General features: G+C 42.2%; 19 protein-coding genes and 1 tRNA gene. 11 read left to right on the top strand and 9 right to left on the bottom strand.

What is annotated here, in order from left to right:
- Window positions 1–5: 5 nt before the first annotated feature.
- The gene (locus ACEQZT_RS14860) at window positions 6–1,532 is read left to right on the top strand and encodes an ATP-binding protein (protein WP_370090242.1); all 1,527 of its coding nucleotides are present in this window, start codon (window positions 6–8) and stop codon (window positions 1,530–1,532) included.
- On the opposite strand, the gene ACEQZT_RS14855 is transcribed toward ACEQZT_RS14860, so the two are convergent.
- Together ACEQZT_RS14855 and ACEQZT_RS14850 are read right to left on the bottom strand one after the other, a co-directional pair.
- Window positions 1,529–1,930 (bottom strand): response regulator, encoded by a 402-nt coding sequence (locus ACEQZT_RS14855; RefSeq protein ID WP_370090241.1) that lies wholly within the window; start codon window positions 1,928–1,930, stop codon window positions 1,529–1,531. The genes ACEQZT_RS14860 and ACEQZT_RS14855 overlap by 4 nt on opposite strands.
- A 162-nt stretch (window positions 1,931–2,092) precedes the next feature.
- A tRNA-Asn gene (locus tag ACEQZT_RS14850) sits at window positions 2,093–2,166 on the bottom strand.
- Between the two features lie 232 nt (window positions 2,167–2,398).
- Here ACEQZT_RS14850 and ACEQZT_RS14845 point away from each other — a divergent pair.
- From ACEQZT_RS14845 to ACEQZT_RS14835, 3 genes are all read left to right on the top strand, one after another.
- Window positions 2,399–2,827, top strand: coding sequence for an Hsp20/alpha crystallin family protein (locus ACEQZT_RS14845; RefSeq protein ID WP_370090240.1), 429 nt, complete (start codon window positions 2,399–2,401; stop codon window positions 2,825–2,827).
- Window positions 2,828–2,972: 145 nt separating this feature from the next.
- Window positions 2,973–4,439, top strand: coding sequence for a S1C family serine protease (locus tag ACEQZT_RS14840; protein ID WP_370090239.1), 1,467 nt, complete (start codon window positions 2,973–2,975; stop codon window positions 4,437–4,439).
- A gap of 69 nt (window positions 4,440–4,508) precedes the next feature.
- A complete protein-coding gene (locus ACEQZT_RS14835; protein ID WP_370090238.1) occupies window positions 4,509–5,621 on the top strand; it encodes an NAD(P)/FAD-dependent oxidoreductase in 1,113 nt (370 codons plus the stop codon).
- On the opposite strand, the gene ACEQZT_RS14830 is transcribed toward ACEQZT_RS14835, so the two are convergent.
- A complete protein-coding gene (locus ACEQZT_RS14830; RefSeq protein ID WP_370090237.1) occupies window positions 5,618–6,478 on the bottom strand; it encodes a UbiA family prenyltransferase in 861 nt (286 codons plus the stop codon). The two genes, ACEQZT_RS14835 and ACEQZT_RS14830, sit on opposite strands and share 4 nt — an antisense overlap.
- A gap of 54 nt (window positions 6,479–6,532) precedes the next feature.
- Here ACEQZT_RS14830 and ACEQZT_RS14825 point away from each other — a divergent pair, with 54 nt between their 5' ends.
- Window positions 6,533–7,630 carry a type III polyketide synthase gene (locus ACEQZT_RS14825; protein ID WP_370090236.1) on the top strand — a complete coding sequence of 366 codons (1,098 nt, stop codon included), beginning with the start codon at window positions 6,533–6,535 and terminating at the stop codon, window positions 7,628–7,630.
- On the top strand, window positions 7,623–8,309 hold the full coding sequence (locus tag ACEQZT_RS14820) for a methyltransferase domain-containing protein (RefSeq protein WP_370090235.1): 687 nt from the start codon (window positions 7,623–7,625) through the stop codon (window positions 8,307–8,309). The genes ACEQZT_RS14825 and ACEQZT_RS14820 overlap by 8 nt, the downstream gene beginning before the upstream one ends.
- Here ACEQZT_RS14820 and ACEQZT_RS14815 read toward each other — a convergent pair whose 3' ends face one another.
- Window positions 8,310–8,903 carry an EF-hand domain-containing protein gene (locus tag ACEQZT_RS14815; protein ID WP_370090234.1) on the bottom strand — a complete coding sequence of 198 codons (594 nt, stop codon included), beginning with the start codon at window positions 8,901–8,903 and terminating at the stop codon, window positions 8,310–8,312. It abuts the gene before it with no gap.
- A gap of 85 nt (window positions 8,904–8,988) precedes the next feature.
- Here ACEQZT_RS14815 and ACEQZT_RS14810 point away from each other — a divergent pair, with 85 nt between their 5' ends.
- Window positions 8,989–10,527, top strand: a complete 1,539-nt coding sequence (locus ACEQZT_RS14810) for an aldehyde dehydrogenase family protein (RefSeq protein ID WP_370090233.1) — start codon at window positions 8,989–8,991, stop codon at window positions 10,525–10,527.
- Between the two features lie 47 nt (window positions 10,528–10,574).
- Here ACEQZT_RS14810 and ACEQZT_RS14805 read toward each other — a convergent pair whose 3' ends face one another.
- The 3 genes from ACEQZT_RS14805 to ACEQZT_RS14795 form a co-directional block, all read right to left on the bottom strand.
- Window positions 10,575–11,129, bottom strand: coding sequence for a DinB family protein (locus ACEQZT_RS14805; protein ID WP_370090232.1), 555 nt, complete (start codon window positions 11,127–11,129; stop codon window positions 10,575–10,577).
- A gap of 67 nt (window positions 11,130–11,196) precedes the next feature.
- Entirely contained in the window at window positions 11,197–11,775 is a 579-nt protein-coding gene (locus ACEQZT_RS14800; protein ID WP_370090231.1) for a Crp/Fnr family transcriptional regulator, read from the bottom strand.
- 232 nt (window positions 11,776–12,007) lie between these two features.
- Window positions 12,008–13,315 (bottom strand): hypothetical protein, encoded by a 1,308-nt coding sequence (locus ACEQZT_RS14795; RefSeq protein ID WP_370090230.1) that lies wholly within the window; start codon window positions 13,313–13,315, stop codon window positions 12,008–12,010.
- 419 nt (window positions 13,316–13,734) lie between these two features.
- Between ACEQZT_RS14795 and ACEQZT_RS14790 the strand changes: the two genes are divergently transcribed.
- Window positions 13,735–15,744, top strand: coding sequence for a hypothetical protein (locus ACEQZT_RS14790; protein ID WP_370090229.1), 2,010 nt, complete (start codon window positions 13,735–13,737; stop codon window positions 15,742–15,744).
- 99 nt (window positions 15,745–15,843) lie between these two features.
- Here ACEQZT_RS14790 and ACEQZT_RS14785 read toward each other — a convergent pair whose 3' ends face one another.
- The gene (locus ACEQZT_RS14785; protein ID WP_370090228.1) at window positions 15,844–17,439 is read right to left on the bottom strand and encodes a YHYH protein; all 1,596 of its coding nucleotides are present in this window, start codon (window positions 17,437–17,439) and stop codon (window positions 15,844–15,846) included.
- Window positions 17,440–17,450: 11 nt separating this feature from the next.
- Window positions 17,451–17,909 (bottom strand): DUF6702 family protein, encoded by a 459-nt coding sequence (locus tag ACEQZT_RS14780; RefSeq protein ID WP_370090227.1) that lies wholly within the window; start codon window positions 17,907–17,909, stop codon window positions 17,451–17,453.
- A 264-nt stretch (window positions 17,910–18,173) separates the two neighbouring features.
- Here ACEQZT_RS14780 and ACEQZT_RS14775 point away from each other — a divergent pair, with 264 nt between their 5' ends.
- The 3 genes from ACEQZT_RS14775 to ACEQZT_RS14765 are packed head-to-tail and all read left to right on the top strand — an operon-like array spanning window position 18,174 to window position 22,252.
- Window positions 18,174–18,698 carry an RNA polymerase sigma factor gene (locus ACEQZT_RS14775; RefSeq protein WP_370090226.1) on the top strand — a complete coding sequence of 175 codons (525 nt, stop codon included), beginning with the start codon at window positions 18,174–18,176 and terminating at the stop codon, window positions 18,696–18,698.
- 49 nt (window positions 18,699–18,747) lie between these two features.
- A complete protein-coding gene (locus ACEQZT_RS14770) occupies window positions 18,748–19,689 on the top strand; it encodes a FecR family protein (RefSeq protein ID WP_370090225.1) in 942 nt (313 codons plus the stop codon).
- Between the two features lie 10 nt (window positions 19,690–19,699).
- Entirely contained in the window at window positions 19,700–22,252 is a 2,553-nt protein-coding gene (locus ACEQZT_RS14765; RefSeq protein WP_370090224.1) for a TonB-dependent receptor plug domain-containing protein, read from the top strand.
- The last annotated feature ends 6 nt before the right edge of the window (window positions 22,253–22,258 follow it).

The raw sequence follows: 22,258 nt of genomic DNA, 5'->3' as shown, positions 1-22,258 counted from the left end.
ACGCCATGACCAAAAGACCTAACAGAATAAAGGAGGTGATCCTCCGGAGAAGCAGCCTTATTATCTTTTTTATTTTGATACTCGGGGCGTTTGGATTGCTTCGAATTGTCACCACACACAAGGACATTGATGATGTTGCCAATATTGACCTTCCAATAATTGAGCTACTTACACAGATCGAAACGAACCAGCTCGAGCAGGCGATTGCTTTTGAAAGAGCTATTCGGTATGCCGAGGAAATAGAGCCGGGAAATAATATTGCCATTTTGGGTTTTGCTGAGGCTGACAGTACCTTCAGATACCTCGCTCAATTGGTAGATATTGATTTGGTGGAGGCAGAATATGCTGTGGCAGATGCTCTCAAACAGACCAACCAGGAAGCTCAAAGAATCAAGCTAAAAGGTTTGTTGCTTTCCATTAAAAAGCTTGAAAGCGATCACACAAGCTACGAAAACCATGCACTTGAGGTGATGGACTTGTTAGAAGCTGGCAGAATTAAAGAGGCAGTTTTGGCATCAGAACGGGTTGAATCGGAAGAAGATCAGTTTAACAAGCAGGTGGAAGGCGTTTTGATGCGTCATGAAATGTTTACGGAGGCGCTTGTTAAGATTGTAGAGCAGGAAGAAGTCTTGTCGATGAAATGGATTGTGACGCTCACGTTGCTTTTTATCATTTTATCACTTCTCGCGGTTTACACCTTTAGTTACAAAATCTGGAGACCGCTGGAAGATATCCGGTCCGGTGCTGAAAAGATTGGTGGAGGAAATCTGGAAGCTCGAATAAAGCTTAGTTCCAATAGCATCACCAGTGATATTGTGGATTCTTTCAATACCATGGCTGATCAGCTACTCTATTCCAAGAAAGAAATAGATCGGTTTATTCATTTTTCATATAGCACAGCAGATGACCTGCGAGCCCCGGTCACCAACCTAGGCTCCTTGCTAGATATGTTGGGCAAGGAAGGTGTTAATCCATCCAACTTTAAGGCTATACTAAACAATGCCAGGAAGACCAATCAACAGCTTGAGAAGACCATAAACTCACTTGTGGAGGTCAACAAAGTGAGAGAAGAATTGTCCGCAGATAAGGAAGACTTAGATATTGATGAGGTTTTGAAAGAAGTTGTTGCTGACTCCATCGGAAAAGTCAAAACAGCTAATGCAGTGATAAAAAAGGATTTTTCCGAGTGTCCGGATATCCAATATCCTAAATCACAACTGAAAATGATCTTTAAGCACTTGCTTGCAAATTCACTCTCATATCGTGATCCAGAGCGACCACTTCAAATTAGGGTAAAGTCCAAGAAGGTGAGTGGGCACACCACCATCATTTTTAAGGATAATGGGTTAGGTTTCGATTCTATCAAGCACAAGGAGGAGATCTTCAGACCATATACCAGATTGCATTCTCATGTAGACGGTTCTGGCCTTGGACTTTACATAGTGAAAATGATCCTGGACTACCACCGAGGAGGTGTCAGGGTAGAGGCTGAAGCACGCAAGGGAGCGACCTTCGCACTAAGATTAAATTAATTTTCAATCAGATGGCTATTGTAGATAGTCTCCAGAAGCTCGGGTGAAAGAGGCTTGGAGATAAACGCTGCAATTTGCTGTGATGAAGATGCTCTTTCCTCATCCTTCAAAGATATCGATGAGGTCAGCATGATCACTTTTGCGCTACCATTGATGCCTAATTTCTGATACTCTTCCATAAAATCCCATCCGTCAAGATCGGGCATATTAAGGTCAAGGAAAATCACCTCTGGTACCTCATTGTTAGTTTTGGCTTTACTCAAAAACTCAATAGCATTTGGCACATTGTTTACAGATTCTACCTCGCTGGCAAACCTTGCGTGCTTGATAATTACCGAGTTAATAGAATTGACGATATCATCATCGTCAATAAGCAGTACCTTTTTGAAAGTTTCCAATGGTTAAGCGATGGTTTACCGATAAAGTTAAGAAAGCCTTTTTGAAATCTAATTTCAGCTCAGACATTTTATTGAAAAATTCGATCAATGGTCAGAACCCATGGTCAACGATCGAAACCCCGATATACAAACAAAAAAGCCTAGCGATTTCGCCAGGCTTTGCTCTCCCTCTTGGGCTCGAACCAAGGACCCTCTGATTAACAGTCAGATGCTCTAACCAGCTGAGCTAAGGGAGAAGGTTTCCTTAAAAAGGAGTGCAAATGTAAGCATCCAATTTACAATTCTCAACGCCCCACATTAAAAAAATTTCTCAGAAGCAAAATCTTTACAATTAAGACATTATGGCAGTTTATTCGGCCGATAATTCACTGATTCAGACACAATGACATGAAAATTCATGATTTATGCGGTTGGTATAGAATTCGATTCATTGTTAGTAAAATTTTGAAAACTTAAAACTTTAAAAAAATGGGACTTATAAAGTACAACACAAACGATTACAGACCAACAAGCTTTAGAAGCTTTGTAGACAGGTTTTTCAATGATGAGTTTGTAGGTGGCTCTATGCCTACCTTCTCTCCTAAAGTGGACATTGCTGAGTCAGACAAAGAGTTCGAGATTCAGCTCCATGTACCTGGAATGAAAAAAGGAGATTTCAATATCGACCTAAATATGGATCAAATGACCATTAGTGGTGAAAGAAAATTTGAAAACGAAAAGAAAGAGAAAAACTTTCACAGTGTAGAGAGCTACTATGGAACATTTAATCGCACATTCTATTTGCCAGATGTGGTGAATAAGGATAAGGTGGATGCTACCTATCAGGATGGAATTTTGACCATTACTCTTCCTAAGGACGAGAAAAAAGTAGCTAAAAAGCAAATAGCAGTTAAGTAGTGTTTTTGAGTAGGTGATTGGGGTATCCGCCGTTTTGGTGGGTGCCCTTTTTTGTTAAGAATGGTTAATCGCCTCTCATTTATTTATCGTTAGAAAACCAATTGATCAATTTTACGGTATAATCATATTCAAAAACAAAAAGACTATGAGCAAAAGAAGTTTTATAATGGCTATGGTTTTCTCATCCCTCTTTGGCGGCATAGTAGCAATGGTTGGCTACTCGGTTATTGCTCCGGAGCAAAAGGTGATACAAACCAGCCAAGGCGGAGTAAACCCTGTGAGCCTAACAAACTATGTGTTTGACTCTGCAGATTTCATAGTTCCCGAGGGACTAAACTTTGTATTTGCTGCCAAGAATGCCACACCATCAGTGGTGCATATCAGAACAACATACAGGGATGGAATGCGCGCCAGTAGCCCTTTCAATGATTTCTTCAAAGACTACTTTGGCGAGAGATACGAGCGTAGAGGAGGCCCCTCAAGAGGGGCAGGATCCGGTGTGGTGATATCATCTGACGGATACATTGTAACAAACAATCACGTGGTAGAAAATGCGGATGAAATTGAGATTGTATTGAATGACAATCGAAGTTATCAGGCAAAAGTTGTGGGGGTGGATGCAAGCACAGATCTGGCCGTGTTGAAAGTGGATGAAAAAAATCTGGTTTCTATCAAATATGGAGACTCTGATAATATCAACATCGGAGAGTGGGTGCTGGCAATTGGTAACCCTTATGAATTTAGATCCACCGTCACTGCAGGAATCGTGAGCGCGAAGGGGCGAAATATAAATATCCTGAATGGGGACTATCGTATTGAGTCATTCATTCAAACCGATGCTGCTGTAAATCCGGGAAATAGTGGAGGAGCTTTGGTAAACCTGAATGGTGAACTGGTAGGAATTAATACTGCTATTGCTTCTCCATCAGGAGCGTTTGCAGGTTATTCATTTGCAGTTCCTGTAAGCCTTGTGAAAAAGGTAGTTAGCGATTTGATTGAATATGGTAGAGTGCAGCGAGCATTGCTGGGAATTTCAATTTATGATGTGAACGCTCAGGTAGCAGAGCAAAATAATCTGAGCGTGCTGAAAGGCATTTATGTGAATGGTGTGATGGCTGGCAAAGCAGCTGACAGAGCTGGAATTGAGCAGGGAGATGTGATTATTGCCATTGACGATAAGCCCGTGAACAACGTGGCGCAATTGCAGGAGCAGGTGGCTATAAAGCGACCTGGTGATGAAGTGGAGGTGAAGTTTATTCGGGATGGCAAGGAAAAAATCGTTAGAGCCAAACTAAGAAATGAAGAAGGTACGCTTGACGTTGTTGAGCTAGCTTCAGATTACAGAATAGAGGGTGCTACGTTTGTTGATGTTTCCGATGCTTTAAAGAAGAAACTTGACTTAGATGGAGGAGTTCAGATCAAAGAACTGGGAGAAGGTAAGTGGCGCGATGTGAGGATGAAAGAAGGATTCATCATCACAGGAATAGATAATGAGAGGATCAGGAATATTCGTGATCTTGAAAACTATTTCAAGAGACCAAGGACAGATGGTATTCTGATCGAAGGAGTATATCCTGATGGCAGTAAAGCCCATTATGGACTAGGTTTATAAAACACTCAAATTTTGAAAATATAGGTCCGTCTTCGTAGGCGGACTTTTTTTATTCCATATTTTCGGAGAGTGAAAGATATCATCGTTATTGGTGGGGGGCTTGCCGGATTGGTTAGTGCTATTTTATTAAAAAGGGCAGGCTTGGATGTCTTGCTTTTCGAAGAAAAGAAATATCCATTTCATCGTGTTTGTGGAGAATATGTTTCCAACGAAGTGATTCCATTTTTAAAAGAGAGCCACCTGTTTCCTGGGGAGTTGTCGCCAACGAAAATCACGAAATTCCATCTTACTTCAACCACAGGCAAAAGTCTCAAAATGCCCCTGGATTTGGGTGGGTTCGGTATTAGCAGATGCACTTTTGATTCCTGGCTTGCTAATAAAGCTTTAGAAAGTGGGGTTGAAATAAAGCATGAGCGCATCGTTGAGTCGTCATTTTCCAGCGATCGGCATCTTTTGAAAAGTAGAGATGGGGGAGAGTACGAGAGCCGGGTGGTGATTGGTGCTTTTGGAAAGCGAAGCATGCTGGACAAAAGCTTGAACCGATCGTTTGCCCAGAAACGACATCCGTACATCGGGGTGAAGTATCACATCAAAACAAATGAGGTGGTGCATGATGTGGTAGAGCTTCACAATTTTTCCGGAGGATACTGTGGCGCTAATCAGGTCGAAGGTTCGGTTCATAACCTTTGTTATTTGTCTCACCGAGATAATTTGAAAAAGTACGGATCAATTGAGGAGATGGAGAAACACATCTTGATGAAGAATCCACATCTGAAAAGAATTTTCAGCAATTCAGATTTCCTTTTTGAGAAACCGGAAGTGATTAATGAGATCACATTTGAAAAAAAAGAGCCGGTGTTTGATCACATCCTCATGTCGGGAGACTCTGCAGGGATGATTACGCCCCTTTGTGGAAATGGCATGGCCATGGCTATCCACTCTGCGAAAATTTTAAGTGAGCTAGTAATTGAAAATCTCAAAAATGGATTTGACCGATCAAAACTGGAGATGGATTATACCAAATCATGGAATGCTCATTTTGCCAAAAGGCTATGGGTAGGAAGAAGAATTCAAACACTATTTGGATCGCCTTTTACTTCGGAGTTCGCGGTGACGCTGGGGAAAGCCTTCCCTCCGTTTGCCAAAACCCTCATGAAACAAACTCACGGAGACCCTCTCTAAGAAATCCACAGGTAGATGAAATAGCCATTGAGCATGGTAGCTGAAACAAAATTCAATCTCATAGTTGAGGTAAAGTCTGCCTTCTGTTCATCTTGTCTAACCTGCAAATACCACCAGGTGAAATAAACCAAAACAGGAAGCATCGAGCTTAAAAAAAGTACTCCTTTTATGAGAGTATAGTACTCAGTGAAAAAGTAGAAAAAACCACTGCTGGACAGTAGAAATGTAATCGCTGTAAAATGGAATGTTCCCAGAATTCCCAGCTTTTTACTAATCGTGACATCACCACGCCTGGTGTCTTCCTCGTGCTGGTAGATTTGGGTCATCGGGTAAGAACCTAGCAACAATAACGTACTTAAAACCCCTGGAAGCTGGATAGACCAATTCCAGACTTCAGAGATGGAAATATTGTTGATTGCAATGAAACTGAGCAGAAAAGTGAAATACCCCTGGAAAAGCCCAGCTGCCAGCCAGCCCAGAACCGGGTACTTTTTTAGCCGGACCGATGGATGGCTGTAGGCTTTGGAAATTACGCCGTAGATGAAAATCATCACGGTAAATTCAAGGGAAATAAACATCCCCAGGCAGAGTGCTACGAAATCAAGGAGTAGTGAAGTCCAATAGAGTTCTTTGCTCACTTGCGGGGGATGTTTCAACCCTCCAATACTTCCTGTGTCTTTATCAAAGTATGAATTATATCCGTTGCTGGCTGGATAAACCAAAAAATGAAGGGTTAGAAAAGCCAGCACCAGGTTTTGCGTGTGTGCCTCTGTGGATATAGCCACTGCTAGCAAAAAGACCGGCAGTAGGAAAAAAGAAAAAGGAATGCGGAGGTGAAGTAATGTGGATTTTTTCAATGGGAATTAATCTTCTCGACTAAAAGTTGGTTAATATTAATGAACTACTAGCAGATGACCGCATTCATTCACACCATAGGAACCGCACTCCCTCCCAATCTGGCAGATCAAAGTCAGATCGCGGATTTTATGGTAAGTCACCTACGACTAGATAGAAAAGAGGAGAAGAGACTTAGGGTTCTATACCGGGCTAGTGGCATCAAGCAGCGCTATTCGGTGCTGAGGGATTTCAGTGAAAGTCTTAATGGAAAAAGTTTTTTCAAAGAGGATGTTCGCTTTCCCTCCGCAAAGCCCAGGATGCTTATTTATCAGCAGCATGCAATCAACTTGGCAAAAAATGCCTGTGAGAATGCTCTTAACGCTTCTCAAATAAGCAAAGAAGAAATTACTCATCTGGTCGCAGTTAGTTGCACAGGCATGTATGCCCCGGGTCTGGATATCGAGCTTGTGGACAAACTAGGCCTGGCAACTTCCACTGAGCGTACATCCATCAATTTCATGGGCTGCTATGCCGCGTTCAATGCAATGAAAGTGGCTCAAAACATCATCAAAGCTGATCCGGAGGCTAAAGTGTTAATCGTTTGTGTGGAGCTGTGCAGCATTCACCTTCAGGACAAAAAAGATGATGAAAACCTGCTTGCAAATGCAATTTTTGGAGATGGAGCTGCAGCAATGATTATATCATCTACCCCATCTGACCGCTCACTCGAAATGGAAAGTTTTTACAGTGACTTGTCACTTGATGCACGTGATGAAATGGGCTGGTACATTGGGGACAATGGATTTGAAATGCACCTGAGTCATAAAGTGCCAGATTTCATTAAGGATGGAATCGAAGAATTGACCAAACGGCTGTTACAAAAAATTGAACTACAAATTTCGGATATTGATTTCTTCGCTATACACCCGGGCGGGAAAAGAATTTTAGATGTTATTGAGGCAAAGCTGAATATAAGCAAAGAGCAGAATGGGGCAGCCAGAGAAATTCTCCGCTCCTATGGCAATATGTCTTCTCCTACTGTACTTTTTGTCATCAAATCCATCATGGATTCGCTTACTTCCAGTGATGACCAAAAGCACCTGTTGAGTTTTGCCTTCGGCCCAGGCCTCACCATGGAAAGTGCTGTTTTGAAAACACACATCAATGCTTAAGTACAGATCTGAAGAAACGGAAATCATGGATGACCTCACTATTTCTGGTGAGGTGGTGGATCAGACTTTGCGTGAGCTAAACACAATCAATAAAAGACTTGGTGGTAATCAAATCAGTGTTTCTGCTTATAAGAAGATGGTAAGAGGCCGGAGGGGAGCCATCCTTGCAGACCTGGGTTGCGGAGGGGGTGATATAATGGCAGAGATGGCAAAGTGGGCCCGGGTTAAGAATTTAGATTCAACTTTTATCGGGTTTGATGCAAATCAAAACATTGTAGAATACGCCAGGGAAAACACAAGGAATTATAGTGAAATCAGCTACAGCTCGCTTAATATTCTGAGCAATGAGTTTAAAAAAATGTCATTTGACATAATCCACTGTTGCCTTTTTATGCATCATTTTTCTACCGAGGAGTTGATTTTACTTTTTCGTCAATTTCGGCAGCAGGCCAGAATTGGGGTGATCATCAACGACCTGCATCGGCATCCGCTCGCTTTTTGGAGCATCTCCATTTTGACATCTCTTTTTTCTAAATCCATCATGGTAAAAAATGACGCAGCTATTTCAGTATCCAGAGGTTTTAAAAGGAAAGAACTCAAACATATTTTGAGTGAAGCGGGTATCAAAAACTATAAGCTCAGGTGGAAGTGGGCTTTCCGTTGGAAATTGACTTTCTGATCATCGCCATTCCCCAAAAATGAGGTTGCCCTTGGCATCAGTGTCTGAGGATAGAAAGAAGTTACTCAATCCATTGATCATTTCGTCTGAGGTAATATAGTTATCATGGTTGGTGTCCAGTTCCTCAAACCCCTGATAGGCAGTTCGCTGCGAAATGTTATAGATCGTCAGCATGTTGGCATATTCCTCACGGGATATCATTTTATCCCTATTCATATCAAACAAATCAAAAATATGCCGTGAAGTTCTGTGTATATAATGCTGGAGGGTGGAATCATCACCCGATTCGATCTGATCTCTGAAAAATGCTATCCAATCCCACAATGTCAGGCTCAACTCCGGATTGTGAAGATCTGCCAAAAGCTGAACGAATAACCTGTGTGATTTCAGGAGGATCAATCGGGCATTTCTAGACTTTTCGTTAAGCTTTAATTGCGCAACAATCTTCTTCCCGACATTGACAAAATCATTCGGTTGTAGTTGCCCATTCCGATCTATATCCAGAACATTAAAAAGGTGATGAACCTTTCTTTTTTGTGTTTCAGAAAAAACTGATCGGGGGCTTTTGGGTTGTGTGGTGGTAGGGCTCCCCATTTTTATCAATTGACAATTTACAAAATAATTTCAACCCTTGCACGCATTTCTTAGCTTTGCGCACCAATTCTTAAAAACAACAAACATGTCCCAGGATATTCAAAAGATTTTACAAAAGCTAAAAGTAGATGCTGACAATAAGGGCGCAGCAGTAGGAAACAAGTGGATAAGCTCCACAGGCAAAACGTTGACGTCCTATTCTCCGGTTAATGGAAAGGCTATTGCCAATGTGACACTTGCTGATGATAAAGCCTACGATCAGGTAATTTCCGAGGCGCAGACTGCATTTAAAGAGTGGAGGTTGCTGCCGGCTCCTCAGCGTGGAGAAATCGTTCGCCAGCTTGGAAATGAGCTGAGAGAATACAAGCAGGAGCTGGGCTCTTTGGTGTCTTATGAGATGGGCAAATCTCTTCAGGAAGGACTGGGAGAGGTTCAGGAGATGATCGACATCTGTGATTTTGCTGTTGGTCTTTCACGTCAGCTTTATGGGTTGACCATGCACTCTGAGCGACCGTCTCACCGAATGTATGAGCAATGGCATCCGCTAGGAATCGTGGGAATTATTTCAGCATTCAACTTCCCGGTGGCAGTCTGGTCATGGAATGCGGCTCTTGCTTGGGTATGTGGTGATGTGTGCGTGTGGAAACCATCAGAAAAGGCACCTATCTCTGCCATTGCGTGTCAGAAAATAGCCGAAAGAGTATTTGAGAAAAATGGAATTCATCCGGGTGTTTGTGGCTTGGTGATCGGCGATGCTGAGATTGGAAAAAGGCTTGCAGCAGATACCAGAGTTCCGTTGATTTCTGCTACAGGATCAACACGAATGGGTAAGGCAGTAGGCGAAGTGGTAGGAGCGCGTCTGGGTAAACATATATTAGAACTTGGAGGAAACAATGCCATTATCATTTCAGAGCATGCTGATTTGAACCTGGTCATCCCAGGTGCGGTATTTGGAGCAGTTGGTACTGCAGGACAGAGATGTACCTCGACTCGAAGACTGATCATTCACGAAAGCGTGTATGAGGAAGTAAAAGAAAAGATCAAGAATGCATACGGTCAGCTGAGAATTGGTGATCCTTTGGATGAGAATAATCACGTTGGGCCACTGATTGATACCGATGCTGTGAAGATGTATCAGGCGGCTATTGAGAAAGTAAAAGCTGAGGGTGGAAAAACGGTGATCGAAGGTGAAGTGCTTTCTGGACCTGGATATGAGTCAGGTTGCTACGTGAAGCCAGCTATCTATGAGGTAGAAAATGATTTTGAGATTGTTTGCAATGAAACATTTGCTCCGATCCTTTACCTGATCAAGTATTCAACCATCGAAGAGGCAATCGAAATGCAGAATGCTGTACCTCAGGGTCTTTCTTCAGCAATTATGACAACCAATATCCGCGAGTCAGAACTATTCTTATCTCATGCCGGGTCAGATTGTGGTATAGCCAATGTAAATATTGGAACTTCTGGTGCTGAAATCGGAGGAGCTTTCGGTGGTGAGAAAGAAACTGGAGGTGGTCGTGAGTCTGGCTCTGATGCATGGAAAGCATACATGAGGAGACAAACAAACACGATCAACTATTCTACTGAGCTGCCATTGGCTCAGGGAATCAAGTTTGAGCTTTAAGTAAGATTTTTAAGTTAAAGGAAAAGGCAGTCAATAGACTGCCTTTTTTATTTCTCCACAGCCTCAGCAATTTGTACCATATGACGCTCCTCATGTGCAATCAGAAACTCGAAGCACTCAGGGATGTAAAACTTCACTTTCTGCCCCAAAGCAGTAGGTACTTTGACATTTGTTAAATCTTTGGTGCGGGCCTGTTTTATTAGCTCGTTGAAAGTCTCCTTATTCTTTAAATAGGTGTCAATGATATCATGCAATTGATCCGGTGCAACTGCTGGCGTGAAGAAATCAAATGTCTTCATTTTGAATCTTCGCTTTTTCCCTTTTGGCTTGTTGGCAAAGATTGATAGCCTGCCCACTATAGTTCTCTTCATTCGAGGTGATTCATTTTCTCCTAGCGCATCAGCGTCATTTATTGCGCTGGTGAAATTATCCAGATATATATCGTACACCTTGTTGAGATGCTCGATCACCTCCAGGGCCGACCATTTTTTTTCATTTTCCTTTTTGGTGAGGGTGGCATCATCCAGATTGGCAATATCACCTTTGATGTAGTTTTTGATTCGGTTAGAATCCTGTAACATTTTTTCGTAGTTCGCTTCCATCGTTTGTACTGTTTTTGACGAATCAAAGCTCTGTGATCCGGATAAGATAAAAATTGATCTGGATCAATTAATCACGTAAGGCCCTCAATCGGCTAAAGGTTTCAGGAGTCATGTTTAGGTAACTAGCCAGATATTTCTGTGGTATTTCCATCAATTCAGGAGGACATCTTTTGATAAAGGCATCAAATCTTTGCTTGGCTGAAAAAGTCGAAAGCTCTGTTTCACGACTTATTCTCCCTATTAAAAGATCTTCCATGAAATGGGCTCTCCATTTATAGAATTCAGGAAACTTTTCGAATAGCTGATCAAAATCAGGCTTGGTGATACCGATCATGACAGAAGGAGTGAGTGCTTCCAGGAAAAAGCTGGACGGCTCCTGCTTGATGAATGAATCGAATGCGCCAGATGGTGATCCATGAAAAGAAAATCCGAAGATTACTTTTTCACCCTTTTCATTTATCAGGTAAATAGCCTGCACCCCTGAATAAACGAAGTAGAAATACTTTGCCATGCCGCCACTTTCTACAATCATCTCTCTGGCAGCATATTTTTTGACCTTATAGTGGTGGTCAAGATATTCCAGAGCTTCCTCGCTTAGAGAGATGTATTTTCCGAAAGTAGATTCAAGCAATTCTTGCTTTTGCATGTAGCAATTTAGCTAGAATAAATCCTTCGTGTTACAGCCGAGTAATGTAGATATGGGGCGCTGGTCTTGACCTATTTCGCTTTTGAAACCTCTTTTTGTAACTGTTTCTATGGCGTGATATGAGTCTCAGTAGGTATTTTATAATCACGTTCATTGCTGGTTGTTAATATGATTTGAAAAGAGAGACACCCTTTTAAAGGGTATCTCTCAAAAGATAGTTGGTCAAAAAGATTTATTGTGGTTTCTCCATCACGCAAATCTTGGTTTCCACTCCAGATTCTATCTGAATGTCGCCTTGAAGTTCGAGCTTGGCCTCTGAGACTGAAATAATCTCCCATACGCCTTCCATGCCAGGGAAGAATCCGTAATAATCAAAATCGAAAATGATAATTGGAGTGTCGGTATTGGTAATTATTTCCCAGTCACCATCTTCCCACTGACCATTGTTCTCGATTCTTATGGTGTCTCCTGCCGCATTATCACCAAAGGTTACATGATAAAGTCCAGCAGCTTGGGCTAAATGGTTATACTCTCCTGTTGTATATTCTGTGATTACCCATGCTTCTGCACTGAGCGTGGCTACAATATCAGCAGCGACATCCTCTTCTTCTCCATCATCATCCGTCTCTCCAGTACCATCACCTTCCAGATCATCATCAATGCCGTCACCATCTGCGTCAGCATCCTCAGCATCACTTACTCCGTCGTTATCATCGTCATCATCCTCGTCGTTAGACACTCCATCACCATCTATGTCATCATCTTCACTATTGCCAATACCATCCTCATCCAGATCTTCATCTTCATTTGCATCAGCGTTCTCTTCCAGCTCGCTCAAAATTTTGAATGCAAGTGCGTGGTTACCATCTTGATCATTTGGACTTATTTCAATGGTTCCATCCTCGTTTCCGTCTGTAGAAGAGGTTAGATCTATCGCTCCATTCGCTCCAAACATAGCGTCCAGGTCAAAGTTGATAGTCACTACGAACCCACTCTCACTTACATTAAGGTCACCACCATTTTTGGAAAAGTTTACTTCAAAGCTTTCCTCAGCATCTGTCCAGTAGGAGAATGCTGTTCCATCAATAGAGCCTTCTATTAAGATGGATTTCCCATCCAGACTGGAAGATGGATCTGCAGATGGGCTTACATTGAACGTAATTTCATCATAAACACCAAGTGGCACTTCAATACCTGCCAGGTTAAGATCTCCGGAGAGTAGATCCAATAGGAATGGACCACTTAGGTCATCAGACGTATATGTTTCTTCTGTGGCGGATCTATCGTCTGTTTCATCAATCACAAATGCGACATCAGTAACATTCACTAAAAAAGTAGATACACTTATTGATTCTGTTCTGCCAGAAGTTGATCCAATTGGAGTAACTCCTCCTTTTATTGTAACCTTTTTCTCTGTATCTATTACTACCTCTTCTTCTTCAACTTCAGGTACCGGATCATCGGAATCACTGCATGAATAGAGAAATCCGACAGCAAAAATCATTGCTATCTTCCAAACACTTTTTACACTCACTTTCATAATCATAATTTTAATTACTGGTTTTTTCTTCATGAATAAGAAGGGAAAGTCCGCGGAAACCCGCTCCCCCCACACGGCTCATGGATGATCAAATATTTATTTAAATGTCCTTACCTGGGTTATTATGGAGGTTAGCAAATGGTTAGCCCATCTGTTTTGATCGATGAATACCTTATATAATGACTATGAAGTGGTCTGAGAGGAGATTAAAAAAGAACCGACTAAGTGCATAAAAAAAGCGGTTCACTTTTGAACCGCTCTATTCGTATCCTCCGGGGAGGAGAATACTCCGCCTTAATATCACCACCACGTGATATGCATGAAACATTTCAAATTTGAGGTTACTTCACAGATATAGGAAATATTTATGGTTGGTAAATGGTTAGCATCATTGGATTTTTAGTATTAAATTTTGATTTATGATAAAATGGATGGTTAGCATTCGTGTTGGCTTCATTGCTTTTTTTTGTTTTGTATCAGCTCTGCTTGTGGGTCAGACAGCTGATAGGAATAAACTATTTCAAACCCTCAATCTTGTTGATTCTTTACTAAGTTCGGATCAGGATTCTTTGGCTAAAGTTTACTTGGATGTGGTCGAGCCTGATAAGGATCGAGATGTCGAAATCTTCCTAAACTATTACGTACTACTTGGAGACTATTACCTAAATGTCTCACTTTATAAAGAATCAGCGGCTGCCTACAAAAAACTTCTGACCATCAACTCACGTGACCTTGATCGTGAGAGTTCTCTCAAGTTGGCAAAAGCCATCAATGATATGGGCATTGCTCTGCAACGCACCGGTAAGGCTTGGGAAGCTATTGATGCTCATATAAAAAGCCAGGAGATTTATGAAAGATACAATGAGCCAATAGGAGGGTCATACAATTACAACAACATAGCCATCATATACACAGAGCTCAAAAAGATTGACTCTGCGCTTTACTTTCATGAGAAAAGTCTGGAGTATGCAAAGCTTGCCTATGATACCATGGGTATTGGCTTTAATCATCTAAACATGGCCATACTACATGCTGATAATAATGATCTGGTGAAATCACTATTCCATTTTCAGCAGAGCTTGAAAATCTTTGAGCAACAGAGAAATGAGCGCATGATCAATGCTTTGAAGAGGCGGATGGCTGCATTTTATCTTCGGATCAAAGATTATGAAACGGCCCTTGGCTTAATTGAAGGGGTATTTGACTATTATCAGGAGAGAAATTCCTCAACAGGCCTGGGTGGTACGCATGTCACAATAGGTGAAATATTTATGAGTATGGATCAACTGGATACAGCCTTGTTTCATTTAAACAAAGGAATAGAATACTATAAGCCATCAGGGTATGCCGTTGGTCTGGCAAAGGCTTATGTAATTAAAGGGAAGTACTTCAGACTCAAGGGTGATTTTGATTCATCAATAAAAAGCTATGAGGAATCGCTAAAGTATTCGAAGGGAGCCTTCAAGGGAATGTCCATGAATGCCCTGAACGGAATGGCCAAGGTTTACCTGGAACTAAAAAACTACCCTGCAGCCATACGTGCTGCGCTCAATGGATTGGATGAAGGAAACTATTCAGCCTCACCGGGAAATATGGCAAGCTCTTATGAGACATTGTATAAGTCATATAAAGCATTGGGTGATCATAAAAAGTCACTGGAGTATCTGGAAAAGTACAATGATGAAAAGGATAAAATCTTTGATGATGATCAAATGATCAAGCTGGCGCGGATTGAATACCAAAATCAGTTGGAGCGTGAGGAGGTGGAGAGAAGTGTTGCTGAGGCGGAAAAGGATTTGCTAGCCTCTCAGGAGTTGGCACGCGAGAGATGGATTGGCTACACGGCTATGGGAGCAGGAGTTTTGATTTTATTAATAGCTGTTTTTGTTTACCGTGCTTATCGAATCAAGCGATCAGCCAATGAGCAGTTGAATTTGAAAAATGCTGAGCTACAGCGATTGAGAGAGAGTGAGCAAAATCTTGCAGAGGAGGCACTTTCAGCCAGAGAGCGAGAGCTGGCAACCATGGCTATGGCGTCCCTGGAGAAAAACAATTTACTTGCCGAGCTAAGCCAAAAGGTTAGCTTTCTTGAAACCAGATTGTCAGATGATTTGAAGCCCAGTTTGAAAGAAATGAGGAAGACGATATCGAGTAGTATATCTCTTGACAACACCTGGGATAGTTTTATTCATCGCTTTGAAGATGTACACCCTCAGTTTTTTGGTCGATTAAAATCTGAAAACCCTAATCTGACTATCAATGACCTCAAGCTTAGTGCCTATTTGAAAATAGGGATGAGTAATAAGGAAATAGCCAATGTGACACACCTCACAGTTGGGTCAGTCAAGAGTGGTATAAACCGACTAAAGAAAAAGCTCAATCTTGGCCCTGATGATAGTATACGGGGCTATATGCTTGAATATGCATAAAAAAAGAGCGACTCACCTCTGAGTCGCTCAAGTGCATCCGCCGGGAGGCAGACGCTCCGCCTTAGTAATTCACTACCACCATGAATTATCTTTTATTTCTTAGCTTCCTATTTCCCAGTCTTCTGCGGGCGTTCCGAAGAAGCAATTCGGTGTTACCGGGAAACCTGATGTGATCACATAATAGTAGGTGCCATCAGGATATTCCGGTGTAACACCCGTCCGCCCGTTACACTCATCTAGGTCACCCAACTCAGCGGCATACTCATAGTCCTGAATGTAGGTGCCATCGTAAGTTCCATCAGGATAGTCCTGACCTGCAACGCCCGTACCGGTACGTGTTCCACTTTTTAGCTGGTAGCTTGACTCCAACTCCACAATGCTGCTCGTAGGATCGTTAGGATCTGAATATCCATATTTATAATAAATGGGGAATCCGTCCGCAGCGAAACCATAGATAAGTGAATGTTTACTGCCATCTTCATCAGCTGCCAATCCCACTATGTCACCGTGATAATGATATACACCCTTGGAGGTGACATGAGCACCATATGCATCCAGGTGAGTCTCATTTTGCACAGTAACTTTTGCCTGCCACTCCCAGTTTTCCTCTCCTGTATCCGGATTTTCCCATGGCTTTAGTCCCATTGGATGAAACTCCACGCCATTTGTTGCTATACCAAACTGCCAGAAGTTGTCATTTGAGGGAGTAGGTGGTCCCGTCTCATCATAGACATAAATAGCCGATCCGGTGTAGGTAGGAGTCAAATCAAGCGCTCGCGATACTTCGGTTGGTAAAAACTCCTCTCCAGCTGGACCTTCATAATTTGGGAATTCTCCAGTGGTATGATTTGGGTGCTGATTCGAAGAAATCGTCCTCAGGTCAGAGGATATTTCGAAGCAAACCTGACTTTCGGTAGTGCTGGTGGTCACGCATACATCGGTGGTGGAAGATGCTGCTGCCTGACTATTGTCGTATGAGCCACCGGAAACCGGAACAATTTTAAAATAATATGGTGTACTAAACTGAAGCAGCGAAACGGAGACCTCAGAAATATTGCTTCCATTATAAACCACTTGCTCTCCATAGCCGCGGTAGGTAGTGCTTGCTAGCATATTGCTTGATGAGGTAATATCGCTAAATGAGTTTTCCGTGTTGATCAGTACGAGGTAGCTATCCGCTCCCATATCAGTCCAATCCTCAATTGTGATTGTACTTCCGCTAGCCGAACCAAAGTTGATGCTCAAGTTTGATCCACCATTCTGATCATCATTATCGTTTATAGTGATGGTTACTGCGGTACTTGATCCTGCAGACAATGTAGATGGGAGTGTCCCTAGCGTTACAATGATTGTTTCGGCGCTCTCCACATCCGAATCGTCTGTGATAGTAATGTTTAAAGTGGCTGATTGTTCATTGGTTCCAATGATCACCGACGTTTCATCGATTGAGTAATCAGAATTTTCTGTGGCAGTACCAGATAAAGAAAACGGTATCGTGAGGCTAGCACCTGAGGTATTTACCTCACTAAGCGAAATCGAAACGCTAAATGTGCCGACGTTTTCATTTACAGAACTTGATGTAGCAGATATACTTGCCGAGGCAGAAAACTCGTCAATGACATCATCTGCAGCGTCACTTCCACAACGGGAAAATAGTAGCAAAGAGACTGTGAGAATACTTAATATTTTTTTCATTTTTAGATGGTCTAATATGTTGCGACGGTTGATGTTCGTTTACTGTTCAGCCTGAATGACCGAGTGCGATCATTGAGCTTTAGTTTAATGATATTGTCATGTCCTTCATAGTGCTCGATCATGCAGGTGTTGGTTACTCGTATCTCTTTCACACCATCTACTCGAAGGTTGAGTGAGCCGGTGAGGTGTATGTTTAGTTCGCCAAATTCAATTTCATGGATTGCAAACGAGGTACACGCTCCATTCACAGTGATCTTGGTTTTACTATCCAAATACAAAAAGGCCAGGTCTTCAATTTTATGGGTCTTAACCTTTTCAGGAAATTCTCTTGTTAGCGTTTCATAGAAATCCTCCCGATCAACAGACACGGTCATTGCCAGTCCCGAATCAGTTTCAAAGATTTCGAAAATGGCCATTTTAATGTCATGGACAGGGCCTGCTAGAATAAATGCTATGAAAAAAGTAATCATGTGATTTTCCTGATTTAAATAGATGACGGGAAGCTGGGCACTTACCCTACCACCTTAAGAAAATTATGAATCGCAATGTGGGAATCAGTATGAATTTCAATTTGCTAATGATGTAGTTGTTTTCCGCAATGATTGTATCATTTCTCTCAGAATCCGATTTTGAGAGGTTAGCATTTGGTTGGCATCCCCTCAACTAAGTCAAGGAATTAGCTTCATGAATTACATTTGCTTGCTAGATTAAGCAACAAAAAAAACAGCGATTGAGTGAAAGAGTCATTGTGTGAGGAGCGTATATTTCATAAGGAGTACACGAGCCACGAGCTTAAAGTCAGAAATTTTCTTTTTTATAAACTTGGTGATCTCGAGAAGGCAAAGGATTTTACCCAGGAAGCCTTTGTAAGATTGTGGAACAATTGTGGCAAGGTGGCAATCGAGAAAGTCAAGGGATTCCTTTTCACCACTGCTAACCGATTGTTTCTTGATCATTATGATCACCAAAAAGTGGTCTTGAAATTTGAGCATAGGCAAGATAGGTCTGAGGACAGAATGGAACAAAATCCTGAATTTTTATATGAAGGAGAGGAGTTTAAGCAAAGGCTGGAGGCTGCTGTTTCAAGTCTTCCTGAGAAGCAGCGAGTAATCTTCCTGATGAGCAGGATTGATAAATATAAAAATCGCGAAATTGCCGAAATAATGGATGTCTCTATTAAAACGGTAGAGAAGCATGTAAGCACTGCATTGAAATCCCTTAAAGAGAATTTGGACGAACTTGATAATTTGAAGATTTAGGGGTAGGGTTTTAAGAGATTTTCTCTTTTTACCCTCAAGCACTAGAACTATGGAAGAAAATTTATCAAAATGGCTGAATGGTGATATTTCTGATGAGGAGCTGAAAAAGCTCATCGGGACGGAAGAGGCACTTAAGTATATCCAGATTCTTGGGGAAGTAGACAATTGGGTGCCGGACAATTCCGAGCGTCTGATTGACCCTAAAGAGATTACCTCACGACCGAAAGGAAAAGTAAGAACCATGCGTCCATGGTATAGTTATGCCGCGGCGGCTATGGTCTTTCTGGCCATGGCCACCTACTTATGGTTCCAAATGTTGGACACTACGGTCACGCATTCTTCATTGGCAGGTGAGATTCGAGAGATCGAGCTACCGGACGGGTCTATCGTCACATTAGCCCCAAACTCTGAAATTTCCTGGGAAAGTGACAAATGGGAAGAAGCGGTAGCTTACCGGGAAAACAGACTAAAGTCTACGAAAGTACGCAGGAAAGTAAAGCTCAAAGGAAAGGCATTGCTTAAAGTTGCCAAGGGAGCACCTTTCAGCGTAGAATCCCCAACAGGAACCGTAGATGTGCTTGGGACAATTTTCGAGGTAGATGATTTCAACGAAGGATTGAGCGTGACTTGCTTTGAAGGTAAAGTACAGGCTAGACCAAAGACACTTAATAAAGTGGTGACGCTGACCAGAGGCGAGGGATACCTGTTTTTCAATGGAAAATGGGAGAAAAAAGAGAACACCACAGAATCAGAGCCAGCGTGGCTCCAAAATCAAACTAAGTTTGAAAACGCACCACTAAGCCAGGTTATCAAGACACTCGAAAAAGTGTACGGAGTGACCATATCGTCAGGAAAAATTGATATCGCCAAACGTTTTACAGGAACAATTCCAAATGATAAATTAGAAGTAGCGTTACGGTTGGTTTTTTCACCTTATAAAATTTCCTTCAAGAGAGAAGGGAAGACTGTGACTCTGACTCAGGAGAACTAGTAAAAAACACATGCGAGCCTTAGTTTCATTTTTGGCGATTACCATCGTCCTTTCTGCTCCTGCGCAGGATAAAACAACATTCCTTGAAGCCATTAAAAGCTATGAGGAGCAATCTGACATTACCTTTTCATATGATGCCGAACTCATCGGCCTGGTGAATTCTGAAGCAACGTTTTCAACAGGTAACGTGGAGCAATTCATGAAGGAAGTAGAGTCAGCTTTCCCTTTTGCTATTGAAAAAATTGATGAAACATACTTTACTATAAGTGCCGTTGAGAGCAGCTATCACTTAGTGGTTTTGGATTCCATCGACTCTTCGGTTTTGACTGAAGAATTTGATGTGAAAGTGATTGTGAACGATGCAACTCTTGCAACAATCTACAGTCAGGGAAAATGGCAATTCAAATACAAGCCGGAAGTAGGTGATAACATAAGGGTTTTTAGTCAGGGATATAAGAATGCGCGAATTTCCGTGAGCGACCTTGTAAATCGCAAAGAACTTACCATGGGGCTGGGGTTGCCCACCACACGATTGAGTACGGTCGTAGTGGAGGATTACCTAACCAAGGGAATAAACATGCTACCATCCAGGCAGCAAATTCAAATTGATCTGGATGACCTTCCACTTCTGCCGGGAGAAACTGATGGAGATATTTTTGCTTCCATTGCTGCATTACCTGGAATTTCGAACCCTGATGGCAGAGCGGGTAACCTGTTGATTAGGGGTAGTGAAACGGATCAGTCACTGATTCTATTCGACAATATTCCTATTTATCATCGAGGGCACTACTATGGCACCATTTCTCCTTACAACCCAAAGTTGGTTTCTGATGTGGAGGTATTTAGAAGTGGATTCCATCCAAAATATGGTGATCGGGTAGGAGGAGCCATTGTGATTAATTCTGATAAAGTTAGCGACCGCTCAGTATATGGAGTTGGTGCTAATACCTTATTTGGAATGGGGTATGGAAAAGTGAGGTTTAATGAAAAATGGAGTGGGTCGTTTGGGATAAGAAATTCCTATTCCAGGAAATTTGAATCCCCAAAACTGACGGCCATATCTGAGTCGGTATTTTCGGCTACCGCTCTGGATGGCCCAAATGGGTTGACGGAAAAAGTGAATGTGATTTTTAGAGACTACAACGGCAAATTCAACTTTCAGCCCAATAAGAAAAACAACATCACATTTTCAGGAATTTATACCTACTCTCAAATAGACTTTTCACCACCCCCAGCTCCTCATGGAACAAGGTCTAAGAATGACAATCGATATGACAATGTAGGAGGAAATGTAGGTTGGAATATGAAGTTGGGAAATGGCTGGGCCTCTGACCTAAACACTACTTATTCAAAGTACAAATACGATTTTATGGTTGAGGGCATGAGTCCGGGTGGGCTTCCATTTTTTTCAAACAATCAAATCAAAGACTTTAACGTAGTACAGGAGTTTTCTCGTGAAGGGGAGAAGTCAAGGGCACAGTACGGATTGGATTATAAGTGGCAGGAGGTTTCTATGGAGTATAGGAATTTGTTGCGGGATTCCAGTATTTATGTTCTGGATAATGTTGAAAAATCGCATACCATTTCCCCGTTTGCCAACTATGAATTTTTTGGATGGAATCGTTGGTACTTCCAGCTGGGAGTGAGAGGTACTTACTACAGTAATATGGAAGATTACAGCGTTTCACCACGTATTTTGGCTAATTATGATGTGAGCAACACCGTGACCCTGAAGGGTTCCTACGGGTTGTACAATCAGTTTGTCAGCCAGGTGAAAAATTTAGAGTTTACCAATGGTGGCTTTGATAATGAGCTGTGGTCATTGGCAGATGGTGAGTCAGGATTCATTATCCGAGGGACGCAAGCTATGGCTGGAATGATTGCCAGCGTAAATGATTGGATTCTGGATGTAGAGCTATTTCATAAAACTGCTGATGATATCACGGTATATGAAGACCGAAGACTCGACCCCAGATGGGGATACTTTACCATGGATATGGCGGCATACGGTACGGACATTTTGTTAAAAAAACAGGTCTCAGAAGCGACTTCTCTGTGGGTGGGATACTCGTACCATGATTCTAAAATCACGCTGGATACAACAGAAAATGCTACCTATAAGTCCAAGTTTATCCAACCACATATCTACTATCTGGGTGGTGCATTCAAAAAAGACAGATGGAAAGTGTCCTTGGGATATCGTTATACCTCAGGGCTAAATGCTCAATCACTTGATATAGCCTATGCGGAGGCAATCTTTCTCCGAGGGCCGCAAAATCCTCCTCCGCCACCTCCCCCGGGTTCGCCACCTCCACCAAGGCCACCAAATCCTTTCGAGGACGTGCCGGAGAGATACCCAAACGTTCACTCACTTGATATTTCAGCATCCTATATGATTCCTCGAACGGAGCAACGAAAGTGGAGTGCTTCATTTGGTGTATCCTTGCTCAATACACTCGGGCAGCCCAATCTGACCGATCGGGTTTATAGAAGCAGGAACGGATTTGTGGACCGTGAGGCTATTGGGTTTGCGCCGAATCTCATGGTGATTGTGGAGTGGTAGATTTGC

This window comes from Ekhidna sp. (assembly GCF_964218185.1).
Classification (GTDB): Bacteria; Bacteroidota; Bacteroidia; order Cytophagales; family Cyclobacteriaceae; genus Ekhidna.
The sequence above is the reverse complement of the archived record's forward strand: the minus strand, read 5'-3'. Positions and strand labels throughout refer to the sequence as shown.